Below are 15396 nucleotides of genomic sequence, written 5' to 3' on the forward strand. Positions count from 1 at the left end.
CGCGCACTCCAGCACGCAGTTCGCATCCCATCTCCTGAACGTGGCTTTTCGTCGTGCTCAGGCGGGGTGCAGACAAGGGATCTTGGGTGGCACCGTCCGGTGTCACGGTACAGAAGGAGACATCACCATGGCAGCAGTGTGCCAGGTGACTGGAGCGGTTCCCGGCTTCGGTCACAACATCTCGCACTCGCACCGCCGGACGAAGCGCCGCTTCGACCCGAACGTGCAGAAGAAGACCTACTTCGTTCCGTCGCTGGGTCGCAACATCAAGCTCAACGTTTCGGCGAAGGGCATCAAGGTCATCGACGCTCGCGGCATCGAGTCCGTCGTCCGTGACCTGCAGGCGAAGGGCGTGAAGCTGTAATGGCGAAGAAGGCTCAGGACGTTCGTCCGATCATCAAGCTGCGTTCGACCGCCGGCACGGGGTACACCTACGTGACGCGCAAGAACCGCCGCAACAACCCCGACCGCATCGTGCTCAAGAAGTACGACCCCGTGGTCCGCAAGCACGTCGACTTCCGAGAGGAGCGCTAAGCACATGGCTAAGAAGAGCAAGATCGCGCGCAACGAGCAGCGCAAGGTCGTCGTCGAGCGCTACGCCGCGAAGCGCGCCGAGCTGAAGAAGACCCTGGTCGACCCGACCGCCACCGACGAGGCCCGTGAGGCCGCGCGCGTGGGTCTGCAGAAGCTCCCCCGCAACGCGTCGCCCGCGCGCGTGCGCAGCCGCGACGTCATCGACGGCCGTCCCCGTGGCGTCCTCACGAAGTTCGGCGTCTCGCGCGTCCGCTTCCGCGACATGGCCCACCGTGGCGAGCTGCCCGGCGTGACCAAGTCGTCCTGGTAAGCACCAGACACCCGCACGAAAGGCGGGGGTTCCTCACGGAACCCCCGCCTTTCGTCGTTGTCAGGCGTCGACGGCGGCCAGGCGTTCGACGGCCTCCGCCCGCCCGGTCACGCCGAGCTTCTGATAGATCGAGCGCACCTGGCTCTTGACGGTGTTCAGCGAGACGCCGCGCTTGCGTGCGATCTCCACGAGGCTGAGCGACCCCAGGAGCAGGTCGGCCGTGGCGAGCTCGGTCCGAGTCAGACGGACCGTCGCCGTGACGGGCTGGCGCGCCTGGGTGTCGGGAGTGGCCACCTGGGCGAGCGCTGCGCGCAGGTACGGCATGATGTCGGCGAGTTCGGGGTCTTCCGCGGCAACGGCGTCCATCAGCGCCCGGGTCTCCTCGAACGGGAGCATGAGGAACGGCGTCGCCGACGAGCCGGTCCGCACGATGAGATGGAGCGCAGCCTCCATGCTCTGGCGTGCGCGCCGGGTGAAGCCGAGCCGCTGGAGCGCGACGGCGCGGCGCACCAGCAGCGGCGTCAGCGTGCGCAGGCAGTGATCGGTCTCGGATGCCACGCATCCCTCGGTCTCGAGCAGCAGCTCGCGCTCGCGCCCCAGGCGCAGGAGGGCCGCGGTGCGCTGCATCGAGAAGCAGATCCCGTGGCCCTCCGGCGTCTCGTACGGTTCGAGGACGGAGAGGGCTTCGCGGGACTCGCCCTGCGCGACCAGGATGTCGGAGAGCACGCTGACCAGGAAGTACCTCATGACGCGATGGCTGCTGAGCCGGCGACTGCCGTGCAGGAGTCGGCGAGCCTCGGCACGGCCGGCGCCGAGGTCGCGGCGGAACATCATCGCCATCACCTCGATCGCGCGCGCGGAGTATCCCCAGTAGGGGTCTTCGGGCTGCACGCGGCGCATCGTCCCGGCGGCTTCGAGCAGCCGGCCGACGTCGAGGCGGGCGGAGGCGATCAGCGCGTCGGCGAGCACCACCAGATAGGCGGTCTCCGCGTCATCCCACCGTCTCGCCTCGAACAGCTCGCTCGCCTCCGCGCGGGCCGTCTCCGCCGAGATGTACTCGCCGTTCAGGGCGTGCCCCAGGGCTTGCACCGTCAGCGCTCGATAGCGGGTCGCGTCGGAGTCGGCGAAGAGGAGCGCTTCCGCGCCGAATCGTGCCCCCATCTGGGGTGAGCCGAGCGCGTTGTAGTACTCGCCGACACTGGCGTACAGCTGCGACCGCACGCTCGACGACAGCGAGGCGGGGCGCGTCAGGCGGACATCGTCGAAGTAGCGGGTGACGACGGAAGCGCCGTCGGCGAGGGCGTCGCGCCGTGCGCGAGCGGCCAGCAGCGCTGCGAGAGTGAGGGCCGTGGTGTCGGTCCAGACGGCGGGCGCCTCGGGCAGTTCCGCTTCCGAGAGCAGGGCGAGGTGGCGCGCGGAAGGGACGCCGTGGCCGGGCGAGAGGCGCAGTGCGGTCGTCGTGCCGGCCGCGCGGAGTGCCGTACGCGCCTCGATCGAGGTGGCCATTCCGGGCATGGTCCCCTCCCAGGTCAGCGCCGTCAGCTGGAGGAATCGGAAGGGGTCGGGGCCCCGCGATTCGTGCGGCACATCATACTTCCGGTGTGTCGCGCAAGACGTGTGTGCGGTCGGATCCCCCGGGAACACGGGGTGAGCGGCGTCAAGATTCGCCCGCGGAGCGCTCTGACTTAACCCGCTCAGCCCCGACGCGCGTGCTCCGACTCGCTCGCTCCCCATCCGTCGCTTGGGTCACGTCGGTCCCTCCGGCACCACGACACGCCGCCGGATCAGCGCCTCAATGCGTCAAGATCCGCGTGATTCCGCGGTTCGGTTGATACTGTCGAGGCGGTCTCCCGACCACCGAGGAGAATTCCTCCTCGTCCGAGTAACGAGAGACGGCTTTCGCCGCCGTCTGGAGGACAACCACATGGCCGACAAGTCCATCACCAAGACCGAGCTCGTCGCGAGCATCGCCAGCGCGACCGGGCAGAGCCAGTCCGCCGTGTCGGGCGTGCTCGACTCCCTCTTCTCCACCGTCTCCGAGGCGGTCGCCAAGGGCAGCAAGGTCTCGATCCCCGGCTGGATCGCCTTCGAGCAGGTCGCGACCTCGGCTCGCACGGGCCGCAACCCGCAGACGGGCGAGGAGATCTCGATCCCCGCCGGCAAGCGCGTCAAGGTCACCGCGGGCTCCAAGCTCAAGGCCGCCGTCAAGTAAGACGACCGCGAGGTTTCGAGGGGGGATGCCCAGCGGCATCCCCCCTCTGCCGTCCCCGCGGGACGTAGGCTGGTCGGGTGAATCCCCGACTTCTGCGTGTCGCGGGACCCGTCATCCTGGTCGCGGTCTCCGTCGTCGCCGTCGTCGCCGGACTCGCCTTCGGCGGGGGCGCGGCACCCGGCCGGCTGGCCGACGCCGGACCCGTCGTGCGCTGGGGCCTTCCGATCGCCGCGATGACGGTCAATCTCGCCGCGGCGACGATGGTCGGGTCGCTGGTTCTGGCCCTGTTCGCCCTCCCGGCGGGGGAGCGACCCTTCGAGGTCGCGCTCGACACCGCGTCGATCGGTGCGGCCGTGTTCACGGTCGCCGCGGCCGTGACGGGATACATGACGTTCCTCAACGTCTTGAACGCCACCCCGACCCTCGATGCCGTCTTCGGGCAGCAGCTGGGGCGCTTCCTGGTCGAGAGTCCGCCGGGGCAGGCCTGGCTGATCACGACGATCGCCGGAGCGGTGCTCACGGTGCTGACCTTCGCCGTGCGTTCGTGGATCCCCACCCTGATCGTCGCCATCCTGGCGATCGCCTCCCTGATCCCGATGGGCACGCAGGGCCACTCCGGCACCGAGGCCAGCCACGACGCCGCGGTCACCTCGCTCGTGCTGCACATCATCGCCGCCGCGGCCTGGCTCGGCGGGCTCATCCTGCTGGTCGTCGTGCGCCCGGTCATGTCGCGGGGGCAACTCCAGACCACCCTGCTGCGCTACTCCTCGGTCGCGCTCGTCGCCTTCGTCGTCGTCGCGGTCTCGGGCACGGTGCGCGCGTCGATCGGCCTGCTGGGCCTTGAGAACCTCTGGTCGGCCTACGGCGCGCTCGTGCTGGTCAAAGTGGTCGCGCTGCTGGCCATGGGGGTGCTCGGCGCCTGGTATCGGCGGCGGCTCATCTCCCGCATGGCCGACGAGCCCGGGTCCGCCCGGTTCTGGGGCGTCGTCACGCTCGAACTCGTCTTCATGGGCATCGCCAGCGGTGTCGCGGCCGCCCTCGCCCGCACACCCCCGCCCGCGGAGGCGCCCCTGGTGGGCACCACCCCCGCCGAGGTGCTCACCGGCGCTCCGCTGCCGCCCGAGCTGACCCTGGAGCGGTGGTTCACGGCGTGGAACGTCGACCTGCTCTGGACCATGATCGTGGCCTTCGGCGTCTTCTTCTATCTGGCGGGGGTCTGGCGGCTCCTACGCCGCGGCGACTCCTGGCCGATCCACCGCACGGTGCTATGGTGCCTCGGGATGCTCGGGGTGTTCTGGGTGACGTCGGGACCGATCAACGTGTATCAGGACTACCTCTTCAGCATGCACATGATCGGACACATGCTGCTGTCGATGGCGATCCCGCTGATGCTCGTCTTCGGTGCCCCGGTCACGTTGGCCGCCCGGGCGATCCGCAAGCGCGACGACGGGTCGCGCGGCGGGCGCGAGTGGATCCTGTGGGCGGTGCACAACCCGGTCGCGAAGGTGCTGACGAACCCGTACGTCGCCGCGGGCCTGTTCATCGGGTCGCTGTGGGCGTTCTACTACACCGACCTGTTCCGGTGGTCGCTCTACGACCACGTGGGCCACATCTGGATGGTCGCCCACTTCCTCGTCACCGGGTATCTCTTCGTGCTCAGCCTCGTCGGGACCGACCCGGTGCCGTTCCGCCTGCCGTACCCGATGCGCCTGCTCGTGCTCATCGCGATCATGGCGATGCACGCCTTCTTCGGCATCGCCATCATGATGAACTCCGGCCTGATGGTGTCGGAGTGGTTCGGGGCGATGGGCCGTACGTGGGGTGGAACCCCGCTGGAGGACCAGTACGTCGGCGGCGGCGTGGCCTGGTCAGTCGGTGAGATCCCCACCCTCCTCCTGGCGATCACCGTCGCCATCCAGTGGAGTCGCAGCGACGAGCGACAGCAGAAGCGGCGTGACCGGCATGTCGACCGCGTGGGCGACGCCGAGCTCGACGCCTACAACGAGGAGCTGGCGCGCCTCGCCGCCCGCGACGCGCGCGTGGCCGCCCGCGGGAGCCGCTGAGCGAAGGTTTCGCCGCCGCGGCCCCGTGCCGCCCCCCCGTGTGCGCAACGGCGGGGATCGGGGACCGCACCCGAGCGGTGGATGCCGCGTGGCGGCGTGTCGGGCGAGGGTTCCGCCGCTGTGCGCGCGGCATCCGTCCGTCGGCGCTGCTCCGTCAGCCCCTCAGTCGGAGGAGGACCCACCGACGAGGATGGACGCCGACCCATCGGGCTGAACGGTGATCTGCCCGTCGACGGTGAAGTCGACGTCCTCCTCGACCGTGCGGACACTGCCGTCGAAGATCGAGCGGATGTCGACCTCGATGTGCGCGACCGCTTCCGCGGGCGGGATGCGCCACCCCGCGCCGTCGGGCTGCAAGGTGACCGTCGGCTGTCGGACGATCGACCAGGACGGTTCGTCGTCGATGCGGTTGCGCACCGTGAAGCCGAACGGACAGCCGGTGGGCTGCAGCACCTTCTGCTCGGCGCACGAGGAGAGGAAGTCCTCGACGCGCTCCTGCACGACCCCGAGGAACTCCTGGGTCGGCTGCGCCTCCACGTCGACGGGGATCCCGGCCAGCGGCGCGTCGGCGAGCACGGCGACACCGGGGGTCGACGAGATGGCCGTGTCGACGGCGACCGAGTACAACCCGGGCGAGAAGACCAGCAGCGGGAGGGCGGCGGTGGGGTCGGCGTCGGCGCCCTCGATCGAGACCTGCCGCTTGTCGACGTCGAACCCGTTCACCGCGAAACGCATTGAACCCTGGACCGAGAGGTTCATCACCGAGAGCGGGCTGCGGGCGAAGCGCCAGCGGGGAAGCAGGGTGCTTCCGGTGTCGTGCTCGACGTCGAAGGTGGTGGTACCCGAGTATCCGCCCACCGAGTAGGAGACGGTGACGCGCGTGCGGTCGCCCTCGACGCTCTCGCCGGTGACCACGGCGTTCGTCACCGTCTGCAGGGCGTCGGGACGCAGGAGGGCCTCGGATGCCGTGGCGGGCAGACCCGCCGCCTCGAGTTCGGTCGAGTCGATGGCGACGCCCGGGACGGCGAGGGCTTCGGCGGCGCGGTGGTCCTGCAGCAGGTCGAGGTAGTGCAGCACGAACGCGCGCGGGCTGTAGAACTCGCGGTACAGCGACGCCGCCCCCGCGCCGAGGGCGGCGAGGAGCAGTACGCCGATGAACACCATCACGGGGATCTCGAGCCGCGGACGTGCGCCCACGCCGCGGACGCCCTCGGGCGTCGCGGTGCCCCCGCCGGCGTTGCTCACGCCTCCAGTGTAGGAAGGAGTCCTGTGGGGGTGCCGCGTGCGTTACGCCACGAGCGACTGCACGACGGCCACGGCCGCGAGCTGCCCGCCGGCGATCGCCGCCGCGAGCGAGAACATCGGTCCCGGCAGGTGGTCGGGCTGGGCGATGTCGCCGACCGCGTAGACGCCTTCGACGCTCGTGCGTCCGAACGCATCGGTGCGCACGGCGCCCGATTCCTGGCGTTCGAGACCGAGTGAGTCGACGAGCTCACCGCGCACGGTCCACGTCGGCGCGACGAAGGCGCCGGCCACCTCGAGCGCGGTCCCGTCACCCAGCCGCAGGAGCAGTCCGTCGTCCCTGCCCTCGACCGCGCTCACGTCGGTCGGGGCCACGACATGGACCTCGGATGCCACCGGCTCCAGCATGCGCGCCAGGACGGCAGCGTGCGGCGAGGCGTTGACGACGGCGACGGGGCGGCCTGCGAACTCGTGGCCGTGGCAGAACGGGCAGTTGGCGACCGTGTCTCCCCAGTGGTCGGCGAGGCCGGCGATCGGGGGGAGCTCGTCGGCCACGCCGCTCGCGAGGATCACCGCGTGAGTGCGGAGGGTGTCGCCGTCCACCGTCACCGTCAGAGCGTCGCCCTCGCGCACGACATCGGTGACCGTGGCATCCCGGATCTCCACGGTGTCGTACGCGGCGATCTCGGCCCGGGCGAGGCGGCGGAGCTCCGCCGGATCGCGGCCGTCGTTGGTGAGCAGGTTGTGCGCGTGCCGGACGGTGCCGTTGCGGTACTCGCCCGAGTCGAGCAGCAGGGTGCGCCGGTGCATCCGGCCGAGTGTGAGCGCCGCCTGCAGGCCCGCGGGGCCGCCTCCGATGATGATCGCGTCGTACACGATGGGCTCCTTCCGCTTGTGTTCGCGTCCATCGTGTGACTTCATGTCGACATGAAGTCAAGCGGTGAGTCCATCGGCGAGGCGGCGGCGCGATTCGGGCTCGACACCCACGTGCTGCGTCACTGGGAGGACGCGGGGCTGCTGCACCCCGCCCGTGATCCAGCCGGGCGCAGACGCTTCGGCGACGACGACGCCGTGCGCATCGCGGTGATCCTGCGCAACAAGGCGGCGGGGCTCTCGCTCGATCAGATCCGCGTGCTGCTCGACGACGACGCCCCCGACCGGCACCGGGTGCTCGAGGAGCACGTCGCCGAGCTCGACCGCCGCGCCGCCGAGATCGCCGAGGCGCGGGCGATGACCGAGCACGCGCTGCGGTGCCGGTCGCACGACATCGCGCAGTGCCCGCGGTTCCGCAGTCACGTCGCCGACGTGCTCTCGGGCGAAGCGCGCTGGCTGCTCCTCCACACCGAGCCGGCGGGCGGCCCTGTCGGCTCGTCTCCGCCCCGTCGCGATCACGCGGAATAGCATGGGCCGGTGACCACGCCGCCTCTCTCCGCCGAACAGCAGGCGCTGTTCCGGCTGATCGAGGACACCCGCGAGCACGTCTTCGTCACCGGCCGCGCCGGCACGGGCAAGTCGACGCTGCTGCAGCACCTGGCGTGGAACACGAAGAAGCAGATCGCGGTGTGCGCGCCGACGGGCGTCGCGGCGCTGAACGTCGAGGGGCAGACGATCCACTCGCTGTTCCGTCTGCCGATCGGGCTCATCGCGAACGGCGACATCGACCAGAACGACGCCACCCGCAAGATCCTCAACGCCATCGACACCCTCGTCATCGACGAGATCTCCATGGTCAACGCCGACCTGATGGATGCCATCGACCGCTCGCTGCGCCAGGCCCGCGGTCGTCGCTCCGAGCCGTTCGGCGGCACCCAGATCGTCATGTTCGGCGATCCCTACCAGCTGGCACCCGTCCCGCCGCGGGGCGACGAGATGCGCTACATCCGCGACCACTACCGCTCGTTCTGGTTCTTCGACGCGAAGGTGTGGTCGGGCGAGGCGGCGAGCGACGGGCTCATCGACATCGGGCGGCACGGCGCCGACCTGCACGTGAACGAACTCGTCGAGATCCACCGGCAGTCCGACCCCGGGTTCAAGACGTTGCTGAACGCGGTGCGCTACGGACGCGTGACGGCCGAGATGGCCGGCATCCTGAACACCGCCGGAGCGCGCACGCCCCCGCATCCCGCCGACGGCGAGCACCCGGTCATCACCCTCGCCACCCGCAACGACCGCGTCAACACGATCAACCGGCGCCACCTCGACGAGCTCGTGGGGCGGACGCAGACGGCGAACGGCGAGATCTCGGGTGACTTCGGCCGGGGTGAGGCGAACTATCCGGCCGAGATGGAACTGACGTTGAAGGTCGGCGCGCAGGTGATGTTCCTGCGCAACGACGCCGGGCAGTTCGGCGAGGCGCCGCGGTGGGTCAACGGAACGATCGGCACAGTCACCCGCATCGCCGGCGACAGCGTGCGCGTCGAGGTCGACGGCATCCAGCACGACGTCGAACCGGCCGTGTGGGAGAGGTACCGCTACGCCTACGACCCGGGCACCAAGAACCTGTCGCGCGAGATCGTCGCCGAGTTCACGCAGTTTCCCCTGCGACTCGCGTGGGCGGTCACCATCCACAAGTCGCAGGGCAAGACCTACGACCGTGCGGTCGTCGACCTGGGTTCGGGCGCCTTCGCCCCCGGGCAGACCTACGTCGCCCTCAGCCGCCTGACCTCTCTCGACGGCCTCTACCTGACGAGGCCGCTCCGCCCCGGCGACATCCGGGTCGACGAGGACGTGCGCCGCTTTATGAAACAGGCGTGGCTCTCGCGGCAGGATGCCTCGGTAGCCCGGGAGGCCTGAGCGTCAGGCGGCGCCGACGGCCTTCGCGCGGGTGAGGTCGGCGAACAACTCCGTCGTGAAGCGGTAGGCGACGAGGACCTCGGCGATGACGCGCTCCTTCTCGGCGTCGTCCCACGGGGCGGCGTCGAGCTGTTCGCGATAGACGCTCTTGAACGCTTTGGGGTCGGCGATGTCGCCGAAGAGCAGGAACCCGATGCCGTTGGTCTCGAACCCGAAGCGGCGCTGCATGAGGCGCCCGATCGACGGGCCGCCCGAGAGGTCGCCGAGGAAGCGGGTGTAGTGGTGCGCGACGAAGCCTCCGGGCCACGTCGCCGCCACCCGTCGGATGCGAGAGACATACGCCTGCGTCGTGGGGAGCGGGTGAATCTCGTCGCGCCAGTCCTCTCCGATGAGGAACGCGAGGTCGGCTTCGAGAGCGGGCAGGCGAGAGTGCCTGTCGCGGAGGAACACGGATGCCACCGGGTCGGCGCGCATGCGCGCGGAGGCCTCTTCGAGGGCGGCGTAGAGGAACCAATGCTGCGCGATGAGGGCGATGTAGTCGTCACGGGTGCCGGCGCCGGTGAGCAGATCGGTCATGAAGCCGTCGCACTCACGAGGCGAGTGGGCGCTGCTGGAGCGCTCCCTCAGGGCCGCGGAGAACGGGATGACGACGTTCATGCGGCCATCATACGCAAAAGGTTAGGTTTGCCTAACCCCTTCTTCTCCTTCTGGTGCAGCCGACGGGCAGTCGTGATGCAGACGTGACGACGCGGGGGCGCAACCGACAGTTCCGCTCCCGTGCCGTGTGTTTGAATGCATCGGGAGCGCGCTTCGTCGTGCGCGGAAACGCTGGGGGTTCACATGCCGAGGTGGCATCGTTCCGCGGCCGTCGCCATCGCCGGTGCGGCCGTGCTCGCCGTCGCGCTGAGCGGCTGCACGAGCCAGATATCGGTGTCGATCGACATCCCGGCGCAGGTGGACGCCCCGCTTCCCGAAGCGACGGTCACCGAGATGCGCGACGCCGTGACCGCGGCGATCACCGCCACCGGTTCGACCGGCGCCATCGTCGGCGTCTGGGCGCCGTGGAGCGGGAGCTGGATCTCCGGCGTGGGAACCCAGAGCCCCGGCGGAGCCGAGGTGACCGACGACCTGCAGTTCCGTGCCGCCGACGTCACCGGTGCGATGACGTGCGACGCCCTCTACCGCCTCGCCGCCGACGGCCGGCTCTCGCTCGAGGACCCGCTGACCCAGTGGGTGAGCAACGTGCCCGGATACGAGGACATCACCCTGCGCGAACTGTGCGACGGCACGTCGGGCCTCGCCTCGTACACCTCGAGCCTCGACGGTCTCGTGCTCGGCAACCCCGACCGCGTCTGGAGCGCGCGGGAGCTGATGGCGTACGGGATCGCGAAACCGCGCCTGAACGACCCTGGCGTGTCGTTCGCGTCGTCGCCGACGAACTTCCTGCTCGCCGGCCTCGCCGTCGAGCGGGTCACCGGTCAGTCGCTCGCCGAGGTGATCGCCGAGCGGGTGACGACCCCTCTCGGCCTCGAATCGACATCCATTCCCGCGCCCGAGGCCGCCCCTCCCGGCGCTTCGTCGCTCACGGGCCACTGGTCGCAGCCCAACGGCGACGGCGCCTACGACTGCGCCGCACCGCTGGAGTTCACCACGATGTCGTCGAGCTACGGCGCCGCCGCATCCGGAGGGGTCACGAACATCCGCGACCTCGGACGGTACGCGCAGGCTCTCGCCACCGGCGCCCTTCTGCCCGACGGCAACGACCGCTTCGCCAACCCCGTACCGGTCTCCGCCGACCAGCCGACGTGGTTCACCGCGGCGGGCGGGGCCTATCAGGCGGGGTCGCTGATCGGACAGTTCGGCTCCACGCCCGGCTACATCGTGGGCGCCTTCGCCGACCCGACGACGGGGATGTCGGTCGCCGTCGTGCTGAACAACTCGGCGGGCAACGAGAACACGGGCGCCTGGCTCGCGTGGGAGCTCGCGGCGATCGCCTCGAAGGCCCCCGCCGCGCAGGGCCAGAGCATGCCCGAGGCGGGGCTGCCGTGGACGGCGGACCAGATGCGCGAGAGCATCGCCGCCAACGCCATCTGCGCGCCCCCCGCCGGATGACCGGACGCGGCGGGCAGGGCTCGGCCGCCGCGCTCGTGCTGGTGGGCCTGGCGTGTCAGGAGGTCGGCGCGTCCTTCGCGGTCATGCTGTTCCCCCAGACCGGCCCGCTGGGCATCGTCATGCTGCGGCTGGTCTTCTCGGCGCTTCTCCTGCTCGTCATCGCCCGGCCGGGTCTGCGCGGGCACAGTGCGTTCGCGTGGCGCTCGGTCGTCGGATTCGGTCTGGTGCTGGCATCCATGAACGCGCTGTTCTACCTGGCGCTGGAGCGCCTGCCGCTCGGGGTGACGGTCACCATCGAGGTGCTCGGTCCGCTGACCCTGTCGATCCTCACGGCGACGGGGGTCGCCCGGTGGCTCTGGGCGGGGCTCGCCCTCGCCGGCGTCATCGCCCTCGGGGCGGGCGGCTGGGACCGACTCGATCCGCTGGGGGTCGTCTTCGCGCTGGGCGCTGCCGTGAGCTGGGCGCTGTACATCCTCGCGTCGGCGCGCGTCGGCCGTGAGTTCCCCCGTCTCGACGGGCTCGCGCTCGCGATGACGGTGGGCGCGGTGATCGCACTGCCGTTCGGCATCTGGCAGGCGGGCCCGGCGCTGCTGCGCCTCGACCTGCTCGCCCTCGGGGCGGCCGTCGCCCTGTTGTCGTCGACCATCCCCTACGCCCTCGAACTCGTGGCGCTGCGACGCCTCCCGGCCGCGGCCTTCGCGATCCTGATGAGCCTCGGGCCCGCGACCGCGTCGATCGCCGGCTTCCTGCTGCTCGGTCAGCACCTGTCCTGGCTCGAGATCGCGGGCATCGCCCTGGTCATCGCGGCCAGCATCGGCGCGGTCGCCGCCGCGGCCCGCCGGGGCGCTGCCGTACGGCATCCAGGACCCGACGCCGACGAGCCGCTGAGCGAACCCGTCGGCTGACGGCGGGGGCGAGGCGGTGTCGTGACAGGGCACGGCGATGCACCCGCTCGTCGAGCACCGGCTGAACGGATGCCATCGCGGCGCCGTCCGCGCAAGGGGGCCTCGACGCCGGAGGAGGCTCGCGAGGATGACGGCATGAGCGACGACGACGACCAGACCCGCAAGGACTTCGACGAGGCGGTCAACATGACCGCGAGCGAGCTGAAGAAGTGGCTCGACACCGACGAGTCGAAGTCGGTCGGACAGAAGAAGGACGGCGGCGAATCGACCGGCCACGAGAGCGGCCGGCACATCGTGCGCATCCTGGAGAAGAAGAAGGCCGACCTGACCGACGACGACCTGAAGCACATGCGAAAGGTCGTCGGCTACGTCAAGCGCCACAGCGCACAGAAGCCGAAGGGCGACATCACCGACACCGACTGGCGCTACTCGCTGATGAACTGGGGCAACGACCCCAAGAAGTAACCGACGGCACAGGCCGCGGGGGTACAACGGAAGCATGCCCATCATCGACAGCGCCGTGTACGTCGACGGTCACCGCATCGAGAATCCCACGAGCCTCGACCAGACCTTCGAGTACATGGAGGCCCACGGCGGAATGGCCTGGATCGGGCTGCTGCGCCCGTCTGCCGACGAACTCGAACGCGTCGCCGCGGAATTCTCCCTGCACCCGCTCGCCGTCGAGGACGCCCTCACCGGCCACCAGCGCGCCAAGCTGGAACGCTACGGCGGCAATCTGTTCGCGGTGCTGCGCCCGGCCCGCTACATCGACGCCAGCGAGACGGTCGAGTTCGGCGAACTGCACGTGTTCATCGGGGCCGACTACGTCGTGACCGTGCGCCATGCCGAGGTGCCCGACCTGTCGCGGGTGCGCCGACGCCTCGAGAAGAACCCCGACCTGCTCGCCCGCGGGCCCGAAGCGGTGCTGTACGCGATCCTCGACGAGGTCGTGGACCAGTACGATCCCGTCGCCCGCGGCCTGCAGAACGACGTCGACGAGATCGAGGACCAGCTGTTCGGCACCGGCGGTGCCGAGCTGACGCAGCGCATCTACCAGCTCGCGCGCGAGGTGATCCACTTCCAGCGAGCCGTCGAGCCCCTGCGCGACATGCTCGAGTCGCTGCTGCGCGGCGCCGAGAAGTACGGCGTCGACATCGAACTGCAGCGCGCGCTGCGCGACGTGCTCGACCACGTGCTGCGTCAGTGCGAGAAGCTCACGGCGCTACGGGCGATCCTCGACAACGCCCTGACCGTCAACGCGACCCTGGTCACGCAGCGGCAGACCGAGACGTCGCTCGAGCAGAACGAGCAGGTCAAGAAGATCTCGGGGTGGGCCGCGATCCTCTTCGGCCCGTCGCTGGTCGGCGCGGTCTACGGCATGAACTTCAAGAACATGCCCGAGCTCGACTGGCAGTTCGGGTACCCGATGGCGCTGGCACTCATGGTGGCGGTGTCGGTCGGGTTGTGGCTGACGTTCAAGTGGAAGAAGTGGCTCTGACCCCTGGCATCCGGATGCCGGGGACGCTGTGAACAGGGCGCTCCACGGCGTCGTCGACTGGTAGCGCGAGCGGGCGCTGACCCGGTGGGTCGCGGAACGCTCGAACGAGGATTGATTCGGCGCGGACGCTGGACAGGCGCTGCGTAAATCGAATGATGGGAGAGTGACCGACTCCACTCCCCGCTCGGGCGACTCCGCCGAGCCGATCCACACCTCGACCGTCGAGCTCGAGGACAGCGGCTATCACAAGGGCCTGTCGTCGCGTCAGGTGCAGATGATCGCCATCGGCGGTGCGATCGGCACCGGGCTCTTCCTCGGCGCCGGTGGCCGCCTCGCGCAGGCCGGTCCCGCCATCGTCATCTCGTACGCCGTGTGCGGCGTCTTCGCGTTCTTCATCCTGCGGGCGCTCGGCGAGCTGGTGCTGCACCGGCCGAGCTCGGGGTCGTTCGTGTCGTACGCGCGCGAGTTCTTCGGCGAGAAGGCCGCCTTCGTGTCCGGGTGGTTCTACTGGATCAACTGGGCGATGACGACGATCGTCGACATCACCGCCGCCGCCGTCTACATGAACTTCTTCGGCACGTACGTCCCCTGGATCGGCGCCGTCCCGCAGTGGCTGTGGGCGCTCATCGCGCTCATCGTGGTGCTCGCGGTCAACCTCGTCTCGGTAAAGGTGTTCGGCGAGCTCGAGTTCTGGTTCGCCCTCATCAAGGTCGCGGCCCTCGTGGCGTTCCTGCTGGTCGGCATCTACTTCGTCGTGTTCGGCACGCCCAACGGCTCACCCGTCGGCTTCTCGCTCATCGCCGACAACGGCGGGTTCCTCCCCAACGGCATCCTGCCCGCCATCCTGCTCATGCAGGGCGTCGTCTTCGCGTACGCCTCGATCGAGCTGATCGGCACCGCCGCCGGTGAGACGAAGAATCCCGAGAAGGTCATGCCCCGCGCCATCAACTCGGTGGTGCTGCGCGTGGCGGTGTTCTACGTCGGGTCGGTGCTGCTGCTGTCGCTGCTGCTCCCGTTCACGGCCTACTCGGCCGACGAGAGCCCGTTCGTGACCTTCTTCGCCTCGATCGGCGTGCCGGGCGTCGACGTCATCATGAACATGGTCGTGCTGACCGCGGCGCTGTCGTCGCTGAATGCGGGGCTCTACTCCACGGGACGCATCCTGCGGTCGATGGCCATCGCCGGTTCCGCCCCGCAGTTCGCGGCCCGCATGAACAAGGCGGGCGTGCCGTACGGCGGCATCGCCATCACCGCGGCCGTGGCGCTGCTGGGCGTCGTGCTGAACTTCTTCGTCCCCGCCGAGGCGTTCGAGACGGTGCTGAGCGTGGCCTCGGTCGGCATCATCTCGACCTGGGCGACGATCATCATCTGCCAGATGCGGCTCAAGCAGCTCGCCGACCGCGGTGAGCTCGTTCGGCCGTCGTTCCGGCTCTTCGGGGCGCCGTACACGAACTGGGTGACGCTGGTGTTCCTCGCGAGCGTGCTCGTGCTGGTGTTCATCGACTCCCCGGCGACGCTGGTGGCCACGGTCGTCGCGGTGATCGGCATCGTCATCGGCTGGTACGCCTGCCGCACGCGCATCGCCGAGCTCGCGGCGGAGCGCGAGGGCTACACCGGCACGCACCCCGTGGTGCCGAGCCCGTTCCCCAAGACGTCCGACAACGCCTGAGTGTTCCGCGCTCCGGCGCGGTCGCGTGGCGTTCCCGACCGGGGGTGCGTCGCGGCGT

The 15396-nt window shown here is 69.9% G+C and carries 16 protein-coding genes; 12 read left to right on the top strand and 4 right to left on the bottom strand.

The features are described 5' to 3' along the window. Nucleotides 1–127: 127 nt before the first annotated feature. Genes rpmB through rpsN form a run of 3 tightly spaced genes read left to right on the top strand, consistent with a single transcriptional unit; the run spans nucleotide 128 to nucleotide 844 of the window. Nucleotides 128–364 (top strand): 50S ribosomal protein L28, encoded by a 237-nt coding sequence (gene rpmB, locus QE392_RS04285; protein WP_055832508.1) that lies wholly within the window; start codon nucleotides 128–130, stop codon nucleotides 362–364. Continuing rightward, nucleotides 364–534 carry a 50S ribosomal protein L33 gene (gene rpmG, locus QE392_RS04290; RefSeq protein ID WP_013584775.1) on the top strand — a complete coding sequence of 57 codons (171 nt, stop codon included), beginning with the start codon at nucleotides 364–366 and terminating at the stop codon, nucleotides 532–534. The genes rpmB and rpmG overlap by 1 nt, the downstream gene beginning before the upstream one ends. Nucleotides 535–538: 4 nt before the next feature. Next, nucleotides 539–844, top strand: a complete 306-nt coding sequence (gene rpsN / locus QE392_RS04295; RefSeq protein ID WP_013584776.1) for a 30S ribosomal protein S14 — start codon at nucleotides 539–541, stop codon at nucleotides 842–844. 60 nt (nucleotides 845–904) lie between these two features. On the opposite strand, the gene QE392_RS04300 is transcribed toward rpsN, so the two are convergent. Further along, nucleotides 905–2350, bottom strand: coding sequence for a helix-turn-helix transcriptional regulator (locus tag QE392_RS04300; RefSeq protein WP_307448421.1), 1446 nt, complete (start codon nucleotides 2348–2350; stop codon nucleotides 905–907). Between the two features lie 418 nt (nucleotides 2351–2768). On the opposite strand from QE392_RS04300, the gene QE392_RS04305 reads away from it, so the two are divergent. Both QE392_RS04305 and QE392_RS04310 read left to right on the top strand, forming a co-directional pair. Then, nucleotides 2769–3056, top strand: coding sequence for an HU family DNA-binding protein (locus tag QE392_RS04305; RefSeq protein WP_013584778.1), 288 nt, complete (start codon nucleotides 2769–2771; stop codon nucleotides 3054–3056). Nucleotides 3057–3133: 77 nt separating this feature from the next. Continuing rightward, the gene (locus QE392_RS04310) at nucleotides 3134–5119 is read left to right on the top strand and encodes a cytochrome c oxidase assembly protein (protein WP_307448426.1); all 1986 of its coding nucleotides are present in this window, start codon (nucleotides 3134–3136) and stop codon (nucleotides 5117–5119) included. A gap of 162 nt (nucleotides 5120–5281) precedes the next feature. Here the strand turns inward: QE392_RS04310 and QE392_RS04315 are convergent, their stop codons facing one another. Then, the gene (locus tag QE392_RS04315; RefSeq protein WP_307448428.1) at nucleotides 5282–6364 is read right to left on the bottom strand and encodes a hypothetical protein; all 1083 of its coding nucleotides are present in this window, start codon (nucleotides 6362–6364) and stop codon (nucleotides 5282–5284) included. 42 nt (nucleotides 6365–6406) lie between these two features. After that, nucleotides 6407–7237, bottom strand: a complete 831-nt coding sequence (locus tag QE392_RS04320; RefSeq protein ID WP_307448432.1) for an NAD(P)/FAD-dependent oxidoreductase — start codon at nucleotides 7235–7237, stop codon at nucleotides 6407–6409. Between the two features lie 51 nt (nucleotides 7238–7288). On the opposite strand from QE392_RS04320, the gene QE392_RS04325 reads away from it, so the two are divergent. Beyond that, entirely contained in the window at nucleotides 7289–7762 is a 474-nt protein-coding gene (locus QE392_RS04325; RefSeq protein ID WP_307448437.1) for a MerR family transcriptional regulator, read from the top strand. Between the two features lie 9 nt (nucleotides 7763–7771). Then, complete coding sequence (locus QE392_RS04330; protein WP_307448441.1) at nucleotides 7772–9154, top strand: ATP-dependent DNA helicase; 1383 nt, start codon at nucleotides 7772–7774, stop codon at nucleotides 9152–9154. A 3-nt stretch (nucleotides 9155–9157) separates the two neighbouring features. Here the strand turns inward: QE392_RS04330 and QE392_RS04335 are convergent, their stop codons facing one another. Continuing rightward, complete coding sequence (locus QE392_RS04335; protein ID WP_307448444.1) at nucleotides 9158–9811, bottom strand: biliverdin-producing heme oxygenase; 654 nt, start codon at nucleotides 9809–9811, stop codon at nucleotides 9158–9160. Nucleotides 9812–9994: 183 nt separating this feature from the next. Between QE392_RS04335 and QE392_RS04340 the strand changes: the two genes are divergently transcribed. The 5 genes from QE392_RS04340 to QE392_RS04360 all read left to right on the top strand — a co-directional run bounded on the left by QE392_RS04340 (nucleotide 9995) and on the right by QE392_RS04360 (nucleotide 15338). Next, nucleotides 9995–11266, top strand: a complete 1272-nt coding sequence (locus QE392_RS04340; protein WP_307448447.1) for a serine hydrolase domain-containing protein — start codon at nucleotides 9995–9997, stop codon at nucleotides 11264–11266. Continuing rightward, the gene (locus QE392_RS04345; RefSeq protein ID WP_307448450.1) at nucleotides 11263–12171 is read left to right on the top strand and encodes an EamA family transporter; all 909 of its coding nucleotides are present in this window, start codon (nucleotides 11263–11265) and stop codon (nucleotides 12169–12171) included. The genes QE392_RS04340 and QE392_RS04345 overlap by 4 nt, the downstream gene beginning before the upstream one ends. A 135-nt stretch (nucleotides 12172–12306) precedes the next feature. Continuing rightward, entirely contained in the window at nucleotides 12307–12636 is a 330-nt protein-coding gene (locus QE392_RS04350; protein ID WP_307448452.1) for a DUF3140 domain-containing protein, read from the top strand. A 34-nt stretch (nucleotides 12637–12670) separates the two neighbouring features. After that, nucleotides 12671–13669 (top strand): magnesium/cobalt transporter CorA, encoded by a 999-nt coding sequence (gene corA / locus QE392_RS04355; protein WP_307448455.1) that lies wholly within the window; start codon nucleotides 12671–12673, stop codon nucleotides 13667–13669. Nucleotides 13670–13832: 163 nt separating this feature from the next. Continuing rightward, nucleotides 13833–15338, top strand: a complete 1506-nt coding sequence (locus tag QE392_RS04360) for an amino acid permease (RefSeq protein WP_373426434.1) — start codon at nucleotides 13833–13835, stop codon at nucleotides 15336–15338. The last annotated feature ends 58 nt before the right edge of the window (nucleotides 15339–15396 follow it).

It is taken from the genome of Microbacterium proteolyticum, from assembly GCF_030818075.1.
Taxonomy (GTDB): Bacteria; Actinomycetota; Actinomycetes; order Actinomycetales; family Microbacteriaceae; genus Microbacterium; species Microbacterium proteolyticum_A.

What these genes read in the sequence shown, in the direction of transcription:
- rpmG (WP_013584775.1), top strand. Translation starts at nt 364, where the DNA reads ATGGCGAAGAAGGCTCAGGACGTTCGTCCGATCATCAAGCTGCGTTCG.
- corA (WP_307448455.1), top strand. Translation starts at nt 12,671, where the DNA reads ATGCCCATCATCGACAGCGCCGTGTACGTCGACGGTCACCGCATCGAG.
- QE392_RS04350 (WP_307448452.1), top strand. Translation starts at nt 12,307, where the DNA reads ATGAGCGACGACGACGACCAGACCCGCAAGGACTTCGACGAGGCGGTC.
- QE392_RS04325 (WP_307448437.1), top strand. Translation starts at nt 7,289, where the DNA reads ATGAAGTCAAGCGGTGAGTCCATCGGCGAGGCGGCGGCGCGATTCGGG.
- QE392_RS04300 (WP_307448421.1), bottom strand. Translation starts at nt 2,350, where the DNA reads ATGGCCACCTCGATCGAGGCGCGTACGGCACTCCGCGCGGCCGGCACG.
- QE392_RS04345 (WP_307448450.1), top strand. Translation starts at nt 11,263, where the DNA reads ATGACCGGACGCGGCGGGCAGGGCTCGGCCGCCGCGCTCGTGCTGGTG.
- QE392_RS04340 (WP_307448447.1), top strand. Translation starts at nt 9,995, where the DNA reads ATGCCGAGGTGGCATCGTTCCGCGGCCGTCGCCATCGCCGGTGCGGCC.
- QE392_RS04305 (WP_013584778.1), top strand. Translation starts at nt 2,769, where the DNA reads ATGGCCGACAAGTCCATCACCAAGACCGAGCTCGTCGCGAGCATCGCC.
- rpsN (WP_013584776.1), top strand. Translation starts at nt 539, where the DNA reads ATGGCTAAGAAGAGCAAGATCGCGCGCAACGAGCAGCGCAAGGTCGTC.
- QE392_RS04335 (WP_307448444.1), bottom strand. Translation starts at nt 9,811, where the DNA reads ATGAACGTCGTCATCCCGTTCTCCGCGGCCCTGAGGGAGCGCTCCAGC.
- rpmB (WP_055832508.1), top strand. Translation starts at nt 128, where the DNA reads ATGGCAGCAGTGTGCCAGGTGACTGGAGCGGTTCCCGGCTTCGGTCAC.